General features: G+C 67.9%; 19 protein-coding genes and 1 pseudogene. 9 read left to right on the top strand and 11 right to left on the bottom strand.

Translation table 11 applies throughout. The features are described 5' to 3' along the window. Positions 1-104 precede the first annotated feature (104 nt). The gene (locus F3087_RS19090; RefSeq protein WP_150403358.1) at positions 105-917 is read left to right on the top strand and encodes an alpha/beta fold hydrolase; all 813 of its coding nucleotides are present in this window, start codon (positions 105-107) and stop codon (positions 915-917) included. Here F3087_RS19090 and F3087_RS19085 read toward each other — a convergent pair. Beyond that, a complete protein-coding gene (locus tag F3087_RS19085; protein WP_223885232.1) occupies positions 914-1,534 on the bottom strand; it encodes a TetR/AcrR family transcriptional regulator in 621 nt (206 codons plus the stop codon). The genes F3087_RS19090 and F3087_RS19085 overlap by 4 nt on opposite strands. A gap of 288 nt (positions 1,535-1,822) precedes the next feature. On the opposite strand from F3087_RS19085, the gene F3087_RS19080 reads away from it, so the two are divergent. After that, the gene (locus F3087_RS19080; RefSeq protein WP_150403357.1) at positions 1,823-3,064 is read left to right on the top strand and encodes a hypothetical protein; all 1,242 of its coding nucleotides are present in this window, start codon (positions 1,823-1,825) and stop codon (positions 3,062-3,064) included. An 87-nt stretch (positions 3,065-3,151) separates the two neighbouring features. Here F3087_RS19080 and F3087_RS19075 read toward each other — a convergent pair whose 3' ends face one another. Further along, on the bottom strand, positions 3,152-3,880 hold the full coding sequence (locus tag F3087_RS19075) for an ABC transporter permease (RefSeq protein WP_150403665.1): 729 nt from the start codon (positions 3,878-3,880) through the stop codon (positions 3,152-3,154). Positions 3,881-3,927: 47 nt separating this feature from the next. Then, the gene (locus tag F3087_RS19070; protein WP_150403356.1) at positions 3,928-4,884 is read right to left on the bottom strand and encodes an ATP-binding cassette domain-containing protein; all 957 of its coding nucleotides are present in this window, start codon (positions 4,882-4,884) and stop codon (positions 3,928-3,930) included. 99 nt (positions 4,885-4,983) lie between these two features. Here F3087_RS19070 and F3087_RS19065 point away from each other — a divergent pair, with 99 nt between their 5' ends. Further along, complete coding sequence (locus F3087_RS19065) at positions 4,984-5,730, top strand: TetR/AcrR family transcriptional regulator (RefSeq protein ID WP_223885197.1); 747 nt, start codon at positions 4,984-4,986, stop codon at positions 5,728-5,730. Here F3087_RS19065 and bcp read toward each other — a convergent pair. Next, a complete protein-coding gene (bcp, locus tag F3087_RS19060; RefSeq protein ID WP_150403355.1) occupies positions 5,727-6,200 on the bottom strand; it encodes a thioredoxin-dependent thiol peroxidase in 474 nt (157 codons plus the stop codon). The two genes, F3087_RS19065 and bcp, sit on opposite strands and share 4 nt — an antisense overlap. Positions 6,201-6,444: 244 nt before the next feature. Here bcp and F3087_RS19055 point away from each other — a divergent pair, with 244 nt between their 5' ends. Beyond that, positions 6,445-6,666, top strand: a complete 222-nt coding sequence (locus F3087_RS19055; RefSeq protein ID WP_150403354.1) for a DUF3618 domain-containing protein — start codon at positions 6,445-6,447, stop codon at positions 6,664-6,666. 65 nt (positions 6,667-6,731) lie between these two features. Here F3087_RS19055 and F3087_RS19050 read toward each other — a convergent pair whose 3' ends face one another. Together F3087_RS19050 and F3087_RS19045 are read right to left on the bottom strand one after the other, a co-directional pair. Continuing rightward, on the bottom strand, positions 6,732-7,028 hold the full coding sequence (locus F3087_RS19050; protein WP_150403353.1) for an excalibur calcium-binding domain-containing protein: 297 nt from the start codon (positions 7,026-7,028) through the stop codon (positions 6,732-6,734). 134 nt (positions 7,029-7,162) lie between these two features. After that, positions 7,163-8,140 carry a pirin family protein gene (locus tag F3087_RS19045; protein ID WP_150403352.1) on the bottom strand — a complete coding sequence of 326 codons (978 nt, stop codon included), beginning with the start codon at positions 8,138-8,140 and terminating at the stop codon, positions 7,163-7,165. A 62-nt stretch (positions 8,141-8,202) separates the two neighbouring features. Here F3087_RS19045 and F3087_RS19040 point away from each other — a divergent pair, with 62 nt between their 5' ends. Beyond that, positions 8,203-8,670 (top strand): MarR family winged helix-turn-helix transcriptional regulator, encoded by a 468-nt coding sequence (locus F3087_RS19040; protein WP_150403351.1) that lies wholly within the window; start codon positions 8,203-8,205, stop codon positions 8,668-8,670. Positions 8,671-8,854: 184 nt separating this feature from the next. On the opposite strand, the gene F3087_RS19035 is transcribed toward F3087_RS19040, so the two are convergent. The 3 genes from F3087_RS19035 to F3087_RS19025 form a co-directional block, all read right to left on the bottom strand. Continuing rightward, on the bottom strand, positions 8,855-9,352 hold the full coding sequence (locus tag F3087_RS19035) for a DnaJ family domain-containing protein (RefSeq protein ID WP_150403350.1): 498 nt from the start codon (positions 9,350-9,352) through the stop codon (positions 8,855-8,857). 83 nt (positions 9,353-9,435) lie between these two features. Then, complete coding sequence (locus tag F3087_RS19030; RefSeq protein ID WP_150403349.1) at positions 9,436-9,750, bottom strand: hypothetical protein; 315 nt, start codon at positions 9,748-9,750, stop codon at positions 9,436-9,438. A gap of 105 nt (positions 9,751-9,855) precedes the next feature. Beyond that, positions 9,856-10,452 carry a transglycosylase SLT domain-containing protein gene (locus F3087_RS19025; protein WP_150403348.1) on the bottom strand — a complete coding sequence of 199 codons (597 nt, stop codon included), beginning with the start codon at positions 10,450-10,452 and terminating at the stop codon, positions 9,856-9,858. Between the two features lie 747 nt (positions 10,453-11,199). Here F3087_RS19025 and F3087_RS19020 point away from each other — a divergent pair. Next, positions 11,200-11,559, top strand: coding sequence for a chitin binding peritrophin-A domain-containing protein (locus F3087_RS19020; protein ID WP_150403347.1), 360 nt, complete (start codon positions 11,200-11,202; stop codon positions 11,557-11,559). Positions 11,560-11,617: 58 nt separating this feature from the next. On the opposite strand, the gene F3087_RS19015 is transcribed toward F3087_RS19020, so the two are convergent. After that, positions 11,618-12,523 carry a helix-turn-helix domain-containing protein gene (locus F3087_RS19015; protein ID WP_150403346.1) on the bottom strand — a complete coding sequence of 302 codons (906 nt, stop codon included), beginning with the start codon at positions 12,521-12,523 and terminating at the stop codon, positions 11,618-11,620. A 135-nt stretch (positions 12,524-12,658) separates the two neighbouring features. On the opposite strand from F3087_RS19015, the gene F3087_RS19010 reads away from it, so the two are divergent. The 3 genes from F3087_RS19010 to F3087_RS19000 all read left to right on the top strand — a co-directional run bounded on the left by F3087_RS19010 (position 12,659) and on the right by F3087_RS19000 (position 15,568). Beyond that, the gene (locus F3087_RS19010; protein ID WP_150403345.1) at positions 12,659-13,564 is read left to right on the top strand and encodes an MBL fold metallo-hydrolase; all 906 of its coding nucleotides are present in this window, start codon (positions 12,659-12,661) and stop codon (positions 13,562-13,564) included. A gap of 23 nt (positions 13,565-13,587) precedes the next feature. Then, entirely contained in the window at positions 13,588-15,030 is a 1,443-nt protein-coding gene (locus F3087_RS19005; RefSeq protein ID WP_150403344.1) for a carboxylesterase/lipase family protein, read from the top strand. A gap of 136 nt (positions 15,031-15,166) precedes the next feature. Next, complete coding sequence (locus F3087_RS19000) at positions 15,167-15,568, top strand: hypothetical protein (protein WP_150403343.1); 402 nt, start codon at positions 15,167-15,169, stop codon at positions 15,566-15,568. A 160-nt stretch (positions 15,569-15,728) separates the two neighbouring features. Here F3087_RS19000 and F3087_RS46630 read toward each other — a convergent pair. Then, positions 15,729-15,947 (bottom strand): annotated as a pseudogene (locus F3087_RS46630) (hypothetical protein); the annotation flags it as partial.

The following is a 15,947-nucleotide window of genomic DNA, read 5'->3' as shown; positions in this document are numbered from 1 at the left end:
AAAGGGTGCGCAAGGAGTTTCGCAAATGCACCATAGCGGGCTGGTATTTCGGGGCGTAATACTGGAGAGTCGGGAAGGTTGCCGAGTCGCTGAAGGAGTTGCCGATGACCGAGTGGAACCGGATCGAACGGGGCGAAGGCCGTCCGCTGGTGTTGCTGCACGGTGGCGGGGCCTCGGCGCGCTGCTGGTTGCCGGTGCTCGATCGGCTGAGTGCGGACCGCCGGGTGATCGCGCTGGACTTCCCCGGCTTCGGGCAGACACCGGCGCCGGGCCGCGACGTACACCTCGACATGAACTGGATCGTCGATGGGCTGGCCGCCGAACTGCTGCGCCTGGGCATCGATGCGCCGGTCGATCTGGTCGGCAATTCGATGGGCGGCCTGATCGGCCTGGAGGCGACCAAGCGCGGGTTGGCGAGTTCGTTCGTCGGGCTGGCGCCGGTTGCGTTGTGGCACAAGGAGATGCCGTTTCCGCTGCGGGCGCAGTTCCAGATCGGGCTGGCCGGCGCCCTGCTGACCCGCACGCCCGCGGCCCGGATGCTCGGCTGGGCCAGGTCTGTCACCCTGTGGCCCGCCGTCGGCCATCCCGATCGGCTGACGGCCGCCGAGGCGGTCGACGTCGCGCGCGACCTCGATCGGTCCGGGCCGACCCTGCGGCGCGCGCTGAAGATCGCGAAGAAGCTGCGTTTCGACGGGGGACAGGCGATCACCGTGCCGGTCACCATCGCGTTCGGCACGCTGGACCGGATGCTGCCGCCGAGTACCAGCCAGGTCCGCGATCAACTCCCCGCGCACACCAGATGGGTCACCCTGCCGGACTGCGGCCACATGCCCATGTGGGACAACCCCGAGCTGATCGCGAACACCATCCTCGACGGCGTCACGCCCACCCGTTCGGTCGACGGGCAGACCGCCTAGCGCCCGCTGGCCGAGCGGGACTCCTTCTCTGCGACCAGCAGATACGCGACCATCAGCCGCTTGAGCTCGGACACCGCCTCGGCGTTGCTCTGCTCGTCCTGCACGGAGAAGTTCAGCATCGAATAGACGACGTGCACCAGCACCTCGGCCATCATGGTGCGCCGCGGCCGCGGGGTGCGCGGGGTGAGCGGGCGCAGCATCTGCGCGACGACCTCGGCGAACTCCTTCTCGTGGATCGCGCCCGTCGCCCGGGTGGACGGCGTCGACTGCATGGCGAGCCACACCTCGCGCCGGGACGGGTCGGTCATCCACAGGTTCGCCATGTGATCGACGAACTGGTTCATGTGCCGCAGCCAGTCCAGCGACGGGATCTCGCCGTGGAAATCGGCGAGCTCCCGGGAAACGGCAACGAGGTCTTGCCGATTCAGTTCGCAGACGATGACGTACTTGTTGGCGAAGAACTGGTAGAGCGTGCCGATCGGAACCTCGGCCCGGGCCGCCACTTCCTCACAGGTGAACGACTCGAAACCCACTTCTACGAGTAGTTCCCTTGACGCCTGTAAGAGCGCGTCGAACTTGCGTTTGCTGCGTTCCTGCGTCGGCCGTCGCCGCGGCATGAGCTCCTGTGGGTCGTCCTGCAGCTCCAACGCAGGGTCCAGACGTTGCTTCGACCTGGCCTCCGCGCGTACTTCCACGTATCCAGGCTAACGGTATGGACACACACACGACACGCGCACGGCTTCTGCGTGTTCATCTTCTGTCCGATTCACTACCCATCCAGATCGAATCTGGCACCGAACACATACCGAGCGCGCGTGGCTCCATCGCGCGAAAGGACCAGGAAGGCGTGACCAGTGGTAGCTCGATCAGTGGTAACACTCGGCGTTTCCACCGAACGTGGCGCCGTGCACGCGGTAGCGTTCGCCGACACCGGCGCCCGGCTACCCGAGCGCGTGCTGCTGCATCGGGTGAAACGAACGGCCGGCGACAGCAAAGCGGACTTGGCCGAAGCGGTCGAGCTGGCGATGGACGAACTCGCCACCGAACTCGGCCCGGATCATGACATCGCGGGCGCTGCGGTCGTCTATCGGGACGCGGCGGAACGGCGGGCCATCGTCACCCGCCTGGCGTCCGGGCAGTGGCATACCGCCTCGCTCGTGTCGTCCAAATCGGCGCACCTCAGCGTGGCCGGGATGATGACCTGGCTGGACGAGTTCGACGATCTGCTGATCTGCGAGGTGGTGCCGGGGCATCAGGCGTTCACCCTGGTAGACGGCGACCGTCGGCGGATTCTCGCCTCGATCGGTCAGGCGGGCGGCGCGACGGCGGAATCGATGGGCGCCGCGGTGACGGCTGCCTGGGATCAGTTCGAGGCGCAGGCGGTCCGGCCGGACGCGGTGGTGCTGATCGGCTCGGCGGCCGGCAAGCCCGCGGTCGTCGCGGCGGTGGATGCCTTCGGCGCGCCGGTGATTCCGTGCAAGACCTCGGCGGCCGCGTCCGCGGCCGGTGCCGCGCTGTACGCGATGGCCGATGTGGACGGCATCGGCGAGACCGAGGAGCGGGTGCGCCGGGTGCGTGGCGGCGCCGCGGTGTTCGCCGCGGCCAGCGTGCTCGCGGGCGGCCTGGTGGTCGGCGGCGTGTACGCGGCGGGCGGTTCGGCGCGGACGCTGCCGGGCGCGGCACTCAAGGACGCGCACAGCCCCGCCGACGCCAAGATCGTTCGTGGCGATTCGGGTGCGGGCAAGCTGGATCAGGTGCGGCCCGATCCGCGGGGTATCGACGGCCCGGTGCTGGACCGCCGGACTCCGGTCGCGATTTCGGACTCGGACATCTCGATCGTCACCATCGATCCCGCCGATTCCCGGCCGCAGTACTCCGCCCAGCGGTGGGGCAGCAGTCAGCCGGAGCGAACCGAGCTGCTGCCCGCCGAATCCGCGCACGAGACCGAGACGAATGCCGCGGCCTCGCTGTTCTCCGGCTCGGGCATCCCGGCGGCGACCAACAAGGTCGGCGCCCCGAACAGCGCGCTGCTCTTCCCCGGTGAGCTGCCGCCCCCGGCGGCCTTCACCGAGGATTCCTACAACTGGTGGGACAACCACTTCCGCATGATGCTGCAGTGGGCCGCCCAGCAGATCACGCCCACCTAGAACCGGAACACCTGCGGTGTAAAGGTCCGGCTCTACCCCTCCGGAGCCGGACCTTTACCTATGCCGGGGCAGTGCCCCCATGGCGCGTCAGTGTTTTGTCTTGCGCCGGAACAGCACACCCGCGACGAGATAACCCGCCAGCGCGATCCCGCCGCACCAGAGCACGGCCAGCAGCGCGCTGTTGCCGATCGGCGTGCCCATGAGCAGCCCGCGCATGGTCTCGATCACCGGCGTGACCGGCTGGTTCTCGCCGAACCGGTGCAACGCGCTCGGCATCGACTCGGTCGGCACGAACGCGCTGCTCACGTAGGGCAGGAACATGAAGAAGAACATGCACGCGTTGGCCGCCTCGGGATTGCTCACCAGCAGCCCGAACGCGGCCGCGAGCCAGGACATCGCGAGGACGAACATCGCGATGATGCCGTAGGCGGCGAGCCAGCGCAGCGGATCGCCGGTGGGCCGGAAACCGATCGCGACGGCCACCAGGATCACCAGCGTTGTGGTGAGCAGATTGCGCAGCAGGCTCTCCACCACGTGCCCGGTCACCACCGCCGAGCGGGCGATGTCCATGGTGCGGAATCGGTCGACGATGCCATTGGACAGATCGGTGGCCAGGCTCACCGCCGTTGTCGCCGAACCGAATCCGGCGCACAGCAGGATGATGCCGGGCACCACGTAGTCGATGTACTTGCCGCCGACGTTCATCGCGCCGCCGAACACGTACACGAACATCAGCAGGATCAGGATCGGCACCACGACCGACATGATCATCGTGTCCGGGCTGCGCAGCGTGTGGCGCAGGTTGCGGCTCAGCATGGTGGCCGAATCCTGGACGGCCAGCCGGGAATTGGTGCGGGTGATGGTCACAGCGCCGCTGCCTTCTGCGTGGTGGGGTGCCCGGTGAGCGCGAAGAACACGTCGTCCAGGTCTGGGGTGTGGATGGCCAGCCGGTCGATGGTGATCGCCTGATCGTCGAACTGATCGAGCAGGCGTTTGATGGTGCCGACGCTGCCGTCCGAGGGGACCAGCAGCGTCAGCTGCTCGGCGTCGATCTCGGCGTCCGGTACGGCCAGTGCGGCGGCATCCAGCCCCTGCTGGTCGGCGAATCGTAGCTGGAGGTGTCCGCCCGGAGCGAGCTGTTTGAGATCACCCGGCGTGCCCGCGGCGACGATCTTGCCGTTGTGCAGCACCGCGATTCGATCGGCGAGCTGGTCGGCCTCCTCCAGGTATTGCGTGGTGAGGAAGATCGTCACGCCGTCCGCGACCAGGTTCCGGATCACCTGCCAGAGTTCGCGGCGGCTGCGCGGATCGAGTCCGGTGGTCGGCTCGTCGAGGAAGATGATCCGCGGTTCGCCCATCAGGCTCATGGCCAGGTCGAGGCGTCGGCGCATGCCGCCGGAGTAGGTCGCGACGCGGGCGTCGCCGGCCTCGGTGAGTTCGAATTGCGCGAGCAGCCGAGCCGTGCGGCGGGCGCTCTCCGGCCGGTCCAGGTGCAGCAGCCGTCCCATCAGGCGCAGATTCTCCGCGCCGGTCAAGACCTCGTCCACCGCCGAGTACTGGCCGGTGACGCCGATGAGCCGGCGCACCGCGTCGGGTTCGTGCGCGAGATCGTGACCGCCGACCCGGATCTCGCCGCGGTCGGCGTCGGCCAGCGTGGCCAGGATGCGCACCATGGTCGTCTTGCCTGCCCCGTTCGGGCCTAGTAGCGAAAAGACCGTTCCCGCTGCGACTTCCAGGTCGATGCCGGCCAGCACCGTCTGGTCCCCGAAGGTTTTGGTCAGCCCGCTGATGCTGACGGCGGGGGTGGATGGGACTGTCATGGGGTTCCTCGAATCGAAACTGTGTATGGGTTAAACTTTGTTTAAACGGTACACAGTTTTCGGTGCGAGGCAAGAGGTCATCGAAAAGAGGGGTCGAAAGTGGTGGACACGCCGGAGGCGGACACGGGCACATCCGCGATCGCCAAGTCCTTCGCACTGATGTGGGGTGTGGACGAGCCGGGAACGCGCGGACCGAAGCGCGGGCTCAGCCTCGATCAGGTCATCGACGCGGCGATCGAGGTGGCGGATGCCGAAGGGGTCACGGCGCTGTCGATGAGCCGGGTGGCCAAGCACCTCGGCTTCACCACGATGTCGCTCTATCGATACGTGGACAGCAAGGACACGCTGCTCACCCTGGTGTCGGATCGGGCGATCGGGCTACCGCCGGAGCTGCCGACCGATGTCGGCTGGCGGGCCGGGATCGAGGCGTGGGCGTGGGGGGTGGCCGCGTCGATGCGCAGGCATCCCTGGTTCCTGGATCTGCCGTTGGCCGCGCCGCCGATGGGGCCGTGCAACATGGCCTGGCTGGACGCGGGCCTGGGCATGTTCGCCGAGACCGCCGTCCCCGAGTCGATCAAACTGCAACTCGTACTGAATGTTTCGTTGTACATGATCGGCCGGATGCGGGTCGCCAAGGAGATGGCCGACGGTGGCGAGACCGACGAGTACCCGGCCTTGTTGAGCCAGGTACTCGATCCGCAACAGTTCCCCGCACTGACCCGCGCCTTCGCCGCCCAGGCCTTCGAGGACGACGACGTCGAGTGGGACGACGCCGACCTGCGCTTCGGCCTGGACCGGCTGCTCGACGGATACGAGCAGTTCATCCGGTCCTACGCGCAGCCTTAAACCGACAGGTCGCGGCGCAGCTTGGCGACGTGGCCGGTGGCGCGCACGTTGTACTGGGCGACCTCGATCTTGCCTGCCTCGTCGACCAGGAAGGTGGAGCGGATGACGCCGGTGACCTGCTTGCCGTACATCATCTTCTCGCCGAACGCGCCCCACGCGGTGAGCACGGACCGGTCCGGGTCCGACAGCAGCGGGAAGGTCAGTTGCTCGGCGTCGCGGAACTTGGCCAGCTTGGCCGGCTTGTCCGGCGAGATGCCGAGCACGTCGATGCCCGCGCCGTCCAGGTCGGCGAGGTTGTCGCGGAAGTCGCAGGCCTCTTTGGTGCAGCCCGGGGTGCTCGCGGCGGGGTAGAAGTAGACGATCACCTTGCGGCCGCGGTAGTCGGCGAGCGACACGTCCTTGCCGTCGGCGTCGGGCAGCGTGAAATCGGGGGCGGTGTCGCCGGGGGAGAGTCGTTGGTTGTCGGTCACGTCCTGCACCGTAACCGAAGCCTCGGACAAGGCGTGGACCTACCGAACGACACTGTAGGGACCGACAAGACCGGCACCGCGCGCGAGCCCGCGGCGCTGTGCGGATCGACAGAACAGCGCGCGCCCCCGGGCAACTCCGCGCGGACGGATAGACTCGTCCGGGAGCTGAGGGTGACCCGCGAAGGCCGAACACGCACCGCGATTCGAGCCCTGGCGCGGCACATCAAACACAGGAGGCCTGAACGTGGCGAAGGATACCGAGCGGATCGAGCAGGAGATCGAGGCCGCGCGCATGCGGCTGGCGAGCACGCTCGACGAACTCGCGGTGCGCGCGGATCCACAGCGGATCGCGAGCGACAGCAAGCAGATCGTGCTGCGGAAGCTGAACGAGCCCAAGGTGAAGTACAGCCTGATCGGCGCGGCCGCCCTGGTGGTCGGGCTGGTGCTGCTCAAGATCTTCCGCTGATCGGTCCCCGAACAGCAGAACACCCGGTATGCCTCGGCACACCGGGTGTTTCTGTTTCGCGAATATCAGACCGTGGGGCAGGCGAACCCGTCGCCATCCGGATCCAGGTGCGGGCCGTAGCCCGGCTCTCCGCGAAAGAGCGGAGCCCGTCCGGCCGCGCGGGCATCATCACAGTTGGCGAATGCGCCGCCCGCCGAACCGGTCTGCGTCAGACCGGCGGAACCGGTTGCGGCGGAGCCGGTATCGACGGCCGACGAGCCGGTCCCGGAGGAGCCCGTGGGGGGCTGGGCCAGCGCGGTCGGCGCCGCAAGGAGGGTCAGTCCCGCGACGGCAGCGCTGAAGGTAAGCCGACGAACGTTCATGTATTCCTCTAGATAGTTGCTGCGGTGGATAGGGCGTCCGACCGGACGCCGCATCCACTGTCGTGACGCGTTGGCCGGTTGTCAACCGGATCGCCGGAGAACTAGGGCATTAGGGGATGTCCGTCGCGCCGCGTTCATTCGCCAAGACGATGGCCCGCCAAGTGCTCGGCGGGGATGTTTCCCATGCGTCCTGCCTGGTAGTCGTCCATTGCCTGGATGATTTCAGCGCGAGTATTCATGACGAATGGCCCGTACTGGACGACGGGTTCCTGAATCGGCTGCCCGCCGAGCAACAGCACCTCCAGGTCGCCGCTCCGATTGTGTTGGCGCGCATCGGCACTCACCGTGATCGCGTCGCCGGGGCCGAAAACCGCCAGCTGTCCCTCCTGCACCGGCCTGCGCTCGGCGCCGACCGTGCCGCTGCCGGAGAGGATGTAGGCCATCGCCGTGAAGTGTTGCGGCCAAGGCGTTTCCAGCTGACCGCCCGGGCTGATCGAGGCGTGCGCGTAGGCGATCGGGGTGTAGGTGGAGCCGGGGCCGTCGAAGCCGCCGACCGAGCCGGCGATGAGCCGGACCAGCGCGCCGCCGTCGTGCGAGCTGACCAGGGTCAGTTCGCTGCCGCGCAGATCCTGGTAGCGCGGCGCGGCGAACTTGAGCGCGCGCGGCAGGTTCACCCACAGCTGGATGCCGTGGAACCAGCCGCCGGTCATGACCAGCTGTTCGGTCGGCAGTTCGTCGTGCAGGATGCCGGAGCCCGCGGTCATCCATTGCGTGTCGCCCTCGCCGATCACGCCGCCGCCGCCGTTGGAGTCGTGGTGCACCATGGCGCCGTCCATGACGTAGGTGACGGTCTCGAAGCCGCGGTGCGGATGCCACGGCGCGCCCTTGGCCTCGTGCGGCTCGTAGGCGACCGGGCCCATCTGGTCGAGCAGGATGAACGGATCGGCGGTGCGCAGGTCGACGCTCGGGAACGGCCTGCGCACCTCGAAGCCCGCGCCCTCGCGCTGCTTCGGCGCGCTGACCACGGTACGCACCGGGCGTTCGCGCATGGTCTCGGTGGGCTGGGGCAGGCGAGGCAGGATCATCAGGTCGGGGACGGTGATGGCGGGCATCTGAACCTCCTGGTAAGGCATTTGGTGTCCATGTCAACCAACCGTGGGTAGACTTCATTCCCATGGACTGGCTGAATGACGACGAGCAGGCGACGTGGTCGGCCTACATCCGCCTGCGGCAGCGGCTGGACGCGGTGATCGCCGCCGGCCTGACCAAGGACGGGCTGTCCGCGGCGGACTACGAGCTGATGGTCGCGCTGTCGGCCGCGCCGGAGGACTGCCTGCGCGCCAAGGATCTGGCGGCCGAGGTCTGCTGGGAGAAGAGCCGGTTGTCCAAGCATCTGGCGCGGATGGACGCGCGCGGGCTGGTCGACCGGGAGCCGGTGGCGGAGGACGCGCGCGGGGTGCTGGTCCGGTTGACGCCGGCTGGGCGCGGGTTGCTGGAGCGCGCCGCGCCGAATCACGTGCGGCTGGTGCGCGAGGTGTTCATCGATTGCATCACGCCCGCCGAGGCACACGCGATGCAGACGTTGTCCGAGAAAGTCGTTGTCGCAGTAGAGGAATCCACCGAATCCGCCATCGGCGCCTGACTCGGCGGTGATCGCACAGCCCGCCCCCGCCGGCCGATATTGCCGACATCCGCACTCTCACTGGCGATCTGCACTCGAACTAGGGCCCTAGAGTCGGTGCGGGTCCCGAGTCCGGCTGCGGTCCGAGTGAGAGTGCGGGTCCCGAGTGCGGCTGCGGTCCGAGTGAGAGTGCAGATTCCGCGTTTCAGGTGGGGCGGTGCCTGCGGAACAGGGCGCGCCAACGCCCGGGAGTTCGGTTCGGCTTGGACCGGGTGGGAGCGGGCGTCGGCGCGGACGGCCGCTTCGGTTTCCGCTCGGCCCGCCACTGCGCGACGATCTGCTCGGTATCGACGGGCGCGACCTGGACGTACGGACCATGCGGCAGGCGCAGCCAGTCGACCACCCGCTTGTTGAGCTCCCGCACGGTCTCCCGGACCGCTCGCTCGGAATTCAGCTCGCGCACGACCTCCGGCAGCCGCTCGATATCCCGGCGCAGCAGCAGCGAGGGCGGCAACAAGGCGTCGCCGCTCACTCCTTCTTTCCGGAGATAACCCTTCAGCCACCAGTTCTCGTCATCGCTGCCGCGTGGAATGGGTTTGCCCGCGCCGGGCAGATTCTGGAATTCACCGCGTTCGGTCGCCTCGCGGATCTGCTTGTCGATCCACGATTCGAAGTCCAGGTTGGCTGGTTTGCGCTCGGTCATCGCGTCACCTTCGACGGCGGGTGCAGTGCCGCCAGTCTACCGAATGTGCCGGTTCGTCCCCGAAGTTGTTGTCCGGGAACGAGTCACGACCAGGGCGTGATCGGCGGCTTCACCCACATCAGCTTCTCGTCGGTGTGTTCGCGCTGGGCCGCGGGGTGCTCCGGATTCCGGGCGGCCCAGTCGTCCTTCTCGGCCAGCAGCTCGGCCACCGTCACCCAGGTTTCCTCGGTGCTCGGCGGGTTCGTGTCGGCCGCCCTGGCGAGCTTGCGCCGGGTGGCCGCGGGCATGGCCAGCAGCTCCGGTCCGGTGATGCCGAGGTGCCAGACATAGCCGGCGAGGCGCCGGGCCTTCTCGGCGCGGCTCTTGGCCGCCGTGTCGCTGTGCGCGTAATCGGTCATCGCGGAAGTCCCAAGGTCGGTGGTGAACGACCCTAGCCGGAGGGCGGGCCGGACGCGACGACGCCTCCCCGCGGGCAGGCGGGGAGGCGTCGGTGCGGGCGTGGCTCAGTACGCGCTGTTGACGTTGTCCATCGAGCCGTAGGTGCGCGCGGCGTAGTTGCAGGCGGCGACGATGTTGGCGACCGGGTCGTAGATGTCCCAGGAGGTGCCCTCGACGTGGTACGAGCGGAACGTCGGGTCGATCACCTGGAGCAGGCCCTTGGACGGGATGCCCGCGGCGGCGTTGGAGTCCCACAGGTTGATCGCGTGCGGGTTACCGGTGGACTCGCGCATGACGTTGCGGTGGATGCCGTCGTAGCTGCCGGGGATGTTGTTGGCCTGCATGATGTCGAGGGCCTGGCGGATCCAGCCGTCGAGGTTGTCCGGGTAGACGGGGGCCGGGGCGGGCGTGGGCTCCGGCGCGGGGATCGGCAACGGCAGGGGCAGCGGCGCGGGCATGGGCGCCGGGGCGGCGACCTCGGCGGCGGGCGCGGCGGCCTGCTGCACCTCGGCCACCATCGCGATGCGTGACGGAACGCTGTCGTCGGCCACCGACACCGCGGAAGAGGCGGCAACGGCCACGACGCCGGCTGCGGCGATGGCGAAAGTGACACCCTCGCGAAGCGTCGAGCGGCGGAGAGCAGAAAAGCGTCTGTCAGGCATGACGAAATCGGTTCCTTTGTCGGGGACTGGTTTCGATCCGGGCGCGCGCAGGCAGCACGGATCCAGGACGGGCGCGTGGTGGGCGCTCGCCGGTGCGGGCTGATGTGCTGTTGTGGGGTTTTGTTGTGGGGGACGCACAAGTCCCCGGAACGCGACGTTCAGTGGTGCGGTGCCGGGGCGCTCAACTGCGAGCCCGGCCGCGATGTCGCGCGGGACTCCGCATCTCGATGCGGAGAAAAACGGCCTCTCGGCGCGTCCATTCGGCGGAGGTTAGGGTTAGCGGGTCCTTTGCCGGATCCCGATCCGCCGACCGCGGCGGGCATGGGGCCTGCCATTGCGGTCGTTTTCCGAATGTGGGTGAAAAACTCCTCGGTGTTACCAAACTCCAGGTCGCTTTATGACCTGATCGCAGAATGGTCACACTAAGTGAACGGACGGTAAACGAATCATGAATGAACGGTGCTGCCGATCTTGGAACCCCTCCCGCGCCGTTGCCGAACCGTTACCTACGCAGGGAGTTTGCTGCTAAACCCAATGTGCGACACGTCACAGAAGTTTTCGGCTAACAAACCGGACTTCGGTTGTCCGAGCGCGATATTGGTCCGGATTGGGACGCGTGAGACACCCCTGGCAACCGCCCGACCAGGCGGTTTGTGACCGAAACGATCCGGGCGGTGCGCGGGACCGAATACAGGGGAGCAGCTAGCCGCCGACCCCCGCCCGCGGGGAGACAGGGAACTCCCGTTCATGAACTCGAACAGCCTGGTGTGTCGTACCGGCGTCCTCGCCGCCGGAACCGTGATGGCGGTGCTGCCGTCGTTAGGGGTCGCGGCGCTCACGCTCGGCACGTTGGCTGTGGTGGATGTGCCCGACGGGTCCGGACGCGACGTCGCCGCTCGGCAGTACGCCGTCGTGCCCACCGACGCCGGATCGGACTTCTGCCAGGGCAGGGCGGAGGGGTACTACGCCGATCCCGAAGATCGAGCGGGGTTCTATCGGTGCCTGCATTCCGGAACTCGACACATGGCCACCTATCAATTCCGATGTGGTGACGAAAGCTGGTACGACGACGAACGCTTGGTCTGCGTAGCGCGAAACCGGCGCTGACAGAGGCGAATTCGCTTGTCGTAACGGACCCCTGGCCATTCGCCGTAGCCGATGTGTCCTAGATACGTTGTTGGTCAGTAACTTTCGCCGGGACGCTCGGTACTGATCCCCGCTCGCCGCTCGCCTGCCGGAGGAGCGCGAGGGCAGCTTCGGAAGGCGAGCCTGCGGGGGTCGTGCAGACGATCAGTACCTGTTCCGGTGAACGGGCGACCGCGAGGGTCTGCTGGGTCACGGTTACCGTGCCGACGACGGGATGGTGCAGGTCGTAGGCCGCGGCGTCGCAGGGGAGTACCCGGTGGTCGCGCCAAAGGGCAACGAACTCAGGGCTTTTCATGGTCAGCTCGCCGATGAGTTCGGCGAGCAGTGGGTCGTCCGGGTGCCGGCCGACAGCGATGCGCAGGTTGCCGACCACCGCGCGGGCCTTGCTTTTCCAATCGGAGTACAGCTCTCGGCAGTGCGGGTCGAGGAACACGATCCGGCTCATGTTCGGGCGCCGGGCCGAGTCGTCCGGGCTGTGGAAGTCCAGGTGGCCGGCCAGCAGGGAATGTCCGAGGGTGTTCCAGGTGAGCACGTCCGTGCGTCGGCCGAGGACCAGCGCGGGGACGCCGTCGACGGCGCGAAGCAGGTCTCGGGTCTCGTCGGCGAGCTGTTCGGGGCGTGGGCGGCGTACCCGGGGTGCGCGACGGGCGGCGTCGGCGAGTCGGTCGAGGTGCGCGCGTTCGTGGTCGTCGAGCAGCAGCGCACGGGCGATCGCGTCGAGCACCTCGGCGGACGCGCCGCGGGACAGGCCCTGCTCGAGGCGCGTGTAGTAGGAGACGCTGACGCCGGCCAACTGGGCCAATTCCTCGCGCCGGAGGCCGGTCACTCGCCTTCGGGGTCCGACGTCCGGCACGCCGACGTCCGCCGGACGCAGCCGCGCTCGCCGCGCCTGCAAGAAATCGCCGAGGGGGCCGGGTCCGTCCATTGCTCCAGTATCGGAGTCGCGGCCGATCCCAGCCACACCTTGCCAGGGGTAGGACAAAGCGGGAGTGGTTGGCCCGCGTCCGGATGTCCAGGCTCGTTCTTGTTCCGCCCCATCGCGAACCAGAGGACGAATCACATGGACCAGATCACCCTGGGCGACGTCACCGTCACCCGCGTCAGAGAGTTCTACGGCACCGTCGAGATGCGCCCGGACCAGTTCTTCCCGGACAGCCCCGAGGGCGCCTGGGACGAACACCGCGGCCTGCTGGCCCCCGATTTCTGGAATCTCGACACCGGCGAGTGCCACTCCGCGTTGCAGACCTGGGTGTTGCGCAGCGAGGGCCGCACGATTCTGGTCGACACCGGCGTCGGCAACCACAAGGACCGCCCGTACGCACCGGTGTGGAGCCGCCTGGACACCGACTTCCTGGACAACCTCGCCGCCGCCGGCGTGCGCCCCGAGGACGTCGACCTGGTGATCAACACCCACCTGCACATCGACCACGTCGGCTGGAACACCCGCCTCGACGGCCGCACCTGGGTGCCGACCTTCCCGAACGCCACCTACCTGATGCCGTTGCGCGACTTCGACTTCTGGAACCCGGTCAACGGGCACGAGACCGTGTTCGGGCGCGGCAATCAGAACGTCTTCGAGGACAGCGTCACCCCGGTCCATCAGGCCGGACTGACCCATCTGTGGGACGGGTCGTACCAGATCGACCAGAACCTGCGCCTCGATCTCGCTCCCGGTCATACCCCCGGCTCGTCCGTGCTCCACCTGGCATCCGGCACCGACCGGGCTCTGTTCGTCGGCGACCTGCTGCACACCCCGCTGCAAATCGTCGAGCCGGAAACCAACTCCTGCTTCTGCGAGGACCCGGCCGAAGCCCGCGCCACCCGGCACAAGCTGCTCGGTCGCGCGGCCGAGGACAACGCGCTCGTCTTTCCCGCGCATTTCGGCGGGCAGGGCGCGGTGGAGGTCGAGCGCAGCGGGTCGAAATTCACGATCAAGGACTGGGCCGGTTTCGCCCGCATGTCCTGACCACACTCAGAGGAAGCGTTCCCATGCCCATATATACAGAGGCCGTCGAGACTCCAGCCGGTGCCGTGCGCGGTCTTCGCGACGAGTCCGGCGAGTTCTACCGCGCCATTCCCTACGCCATGGCTCCCATCGGCGCGCGCCGTTTCGCCGCACCTCGCCCGCACGCGGGCTGGTCCGGCGTGCGCGACGGCACCCAGCCGTCGCCGACCGCACCTCAACCGGCCCGCGACTTCGGGCGGCTCGACATGATTCCGTACTTCGGACCCGGCTGGGTGCGTGGCGCGGAATACCTGACCGTTGATATCCGCACCCCTGGCACCGACGGCCAGTACCCGGTGATGGTCTTCGTGCACGGCGGCGGATTCGTCACCGGCTCGACCCGCGCCGCCCTCTATGACGGCAGTGCGTTCGCCCGCGACGGCGTCGTTCTCGTGACGGTGAACTACCGCGTCGGCATCCCCGGCTTCCTCGACCTGCCCGGCGCACCGGCCAACCGCGGGTTGCTCGACGTGCTCGCCGCACTCGGGTGGGTGCGCGAGACGATCGCGGCGTTCGGCGGTGATCCGGGCAACGTCACGATCTTCGGTCAATCCGCGGGTGCCACGCTGGTCGGAGCATTGCTCGCGACGCCCGCGGCAAAAGGTCTGTTCCGTCGGGCGATCATCCAAAGTGGTAACGGGACAGGCGCTTTCACGCCGGAGCAGGCGCAGCGGGTGACTGTAGCGGCAGCCGCCGCGCTGGGCATCGAACCGACCGCCGAGGCGTTCTCCGCGATTCCGGACGAGCGTTTCCTGGAGATTCTGCCCGCCCTCGCCGGCCTCGACCTGCGCACCGACACTGCCACGGACCCCTTGGTCGGACTGAGCCCATTCAGCCTGGTCCTGCCGACCCAACCGGCCGACAGCCTCGCCGATGGTCCGGCCCCCGACATCGATCTACTGATCGGAACCAACACCGAGGAGGGCAACCTTTACGTCGTACCGCAGGGCAACCTGGAGTCCACCACCGAAGCCGACCTGCTCACCCTCTTTGCCCGACTATCGCCGGACCCGGAAGCCGAACTCGCCGAACACCGCACAGCCCAACCGAAAGCGACACCAGGCGAACTACGCTCCGCAATCCTCGGCGCCGCACTGTTCGGCGCCGGCACCGCCCGCATGGCCCAGGCGCACGCCCGAATCTCCGCCGGCCGCACCCACCTCTACTCGTTCGAACACCGCTCCACCGCCCTGAACGGACAACTCGGCGCCACCCACACCACCGAACTCCCCTTCGTCTTCGACATAGCCGAAAAGCCTTGGCTGCACGGCGAAACCGGCCTCCTCGGCCCCGACCCCGCCCCACCCGGCCTGGCAACCAAGATCCACGCCGCGTGGATAGCCTTCGCCACCACCGGAAACCCCGGCTGGGCGCCGTACGACCCGGAGCACCCCGCGCCGGAAATCCTCGGCGGCAGCGACGAATAGACCGGCGAACCGGCGATTCCGCCTGCAGCGCATGGTGTTCGACGCACGGCTCGGTCGCTGACAGCTGGTGTTCATTCGGCGAGCTGATCATGGGGGTGGGGGATTCCATGGGGGAATCCGGTCTAGGAGAACGAAAATGAGCTTCAAGCTTGTCGGTCGCGCCGTCGTGTTGACGGCGGCGGCTTCGTCCACCTTGCTGTTCACCGGTGTGGCCGACGCCGCCACGTCGACCGCGATCAACGGCGCCACCGCCGTCGGCGGCGGCAGCGCGACCGTTTCGGTGACCTACAGCTGCGATCCGTCGAGTGATGCCCGGCGGCTGACGGCCGTGATCGAGGACAAGACCTCGGGTGGGCTCGGCGCCGGTTTCGTCGAGCCCACGTGCAACTCGCAGAGTCACACGGTCAACGTCCCGGTGAGTCCGAGCGCCGGCGCCTTCAACCACGGCGATACCGCGAAGATCGCCACCGACCTGGTCGACGGTCTCGGCGACAGCGTCCCCGGCGCGGGCCGCTTCGGCACCGTCACCTTGGGCTAGACCACTGCTGGAAGTCGGTGGGGCGAGCGAACTCTGCCCCACCGACCCCCCGATCCATCCTGTCGCCAAATGCCCCTTTGACGTCGCCTGTTCGGAGCTGTGTCGGCTGTGCCGCGACCTGGCCTGCCCGGCGGCGCTGCCGTTTCGCACAACATCCGAATCAAGACCCCATCGGGTCCGGGCATTGTCCGGTTTGTTCGCCGATGCTGTTGATTTCGGCGTTCGAGCGCGGGTCGTTGCTGTAGTTGATCTGGTCGGTGCATTTCGCGGGTGAGGTCGGCGGGGGCTGTGGTGGCGGGCATTGTCCGGTTTGTTCGCCGATGCTGTTGATTTCGGCGTTCGAGCGCGGGTCGTTGCTGTAGTTGATCTGGTCGGTGCA

It is taken from the genome of Nocardia colli (genome assembly GCF_008704205.1).
GTDB lineage: Bacteria > Actinomycetota > Actinomycetes > Mycobacteriales > Mycobacteriaceae > Nocardia > Nocardia colli.
The sequence above is the reverse complement of the archived record's forward strand: the minus strand, read 5'-3'. Positions and strand labels throughout refer to the sequence as shown.

Bases quoted from the DNA above. Each gene is read 5' to 3' on its own strand.
- F3087_RS19075 (WP_150403665.1), bottom strand. From the start codon at position 3,880: ATGCTGAGCCGCAACCTGCGCCACACGCTGCGCAGCCCGGACACGATG.
- F3087_RS19000 (WP_150403343.1), top strand. From the start codon at position 15,167: ATGAGCTTCAAGCTTGTCGGTCGCGCCGTCGTGTTGACGGCGGCGGCT.
- F3087_RS19010 (WP_150403345.1), top strand. From the start codon at position 12,659: ATGGACCAGATCACCCTGGGCGACGTCACCGTCACCCGCGTCAGAGAG.
- F3087_RS19025 (WP_150403348.1), bottom strand. From the start codon at position 10,452: ATGCCTGACAGACGCTTTTCTGCTCTCCGCCGCTCGACGCTTCGCGAG.
- F3087_RS19040 (WP_150403351.1), top strand. From the start codon at position 8,203: ATGGACTGGCTGAATGACGACGAGCAGGCGACGTGGTCGGCCTACATC.
- F3087_RS19050 (WP_150403353.1), bottom strand. From the start codon at position 7,028: ATGAACGTTCGTCGGCTTACCTTCAGCGCTGCCGTCGCGGGACTGACC.
- F3087_RS19015 (WP_150403346.1), bottom strand. From the start codon at position 12,523: ATGGACGGACCCGGCCCCCTCGGCGATTTCTTGCAGGCGCGGCGAGCG.
- F3087_RS19045 (WP_150403352.1), bottom strand. From the start codon at position 8,140: ATGCCCGCCATCACCGTCCCCGACCTGATGATCCTGCCTCGCCTGCCC.
- F3087_RS19035 (WP_150403350.1), bottom strand. From the start codon at position 9,352: ATGACCGAGCGCAAACCAGCCAACCTGGACTTCGAATCGTGGATCGAC.
- F3087_RS19005 (WP_150403344.1), top strand. From the start codon at position 13,588: ATGCCCATATATACAGAGGCCGTCGAGACTCCAGCCGGTGCCGTGCGC.
- F3087_RS19030 (WP_150403349.1), bottom strand. From the start codon at position 9,750: ATGACCGATTACGCGCACAGCGACACGGCGGCCAAGAGCCGCGCCGAG.
- F3087_RS19085 (WP_223885232.1), bottom strand. From the start codon at position 1,534: ATGCCGCGGCGACGGCCGACGCAGGAACGCAGCAAACGCAAGTTCGAC.
- F3087_RS19070 (WP_150403356.1), bottom strand. From the start codon at position 4,884: ATGACAGTCCCATCCACCCCCGCCGTCAGCATCAGCGGGCTGACCAAA.
- F3087_RS19090 (WP_150403358.1), top strand. From the start codon at position 105: ATGACCGAGTGGAACCGGATCGAACGGGGCGAAGGCCGTCCGCTGGTG.
- F3087_RS19020 (WP_150403347.1), top strand. From the start codon at position 11,200: ATGAACTCGAACAGCCTGGTGTGTCGTACCGGCGTCCTCGCCGCCGGA.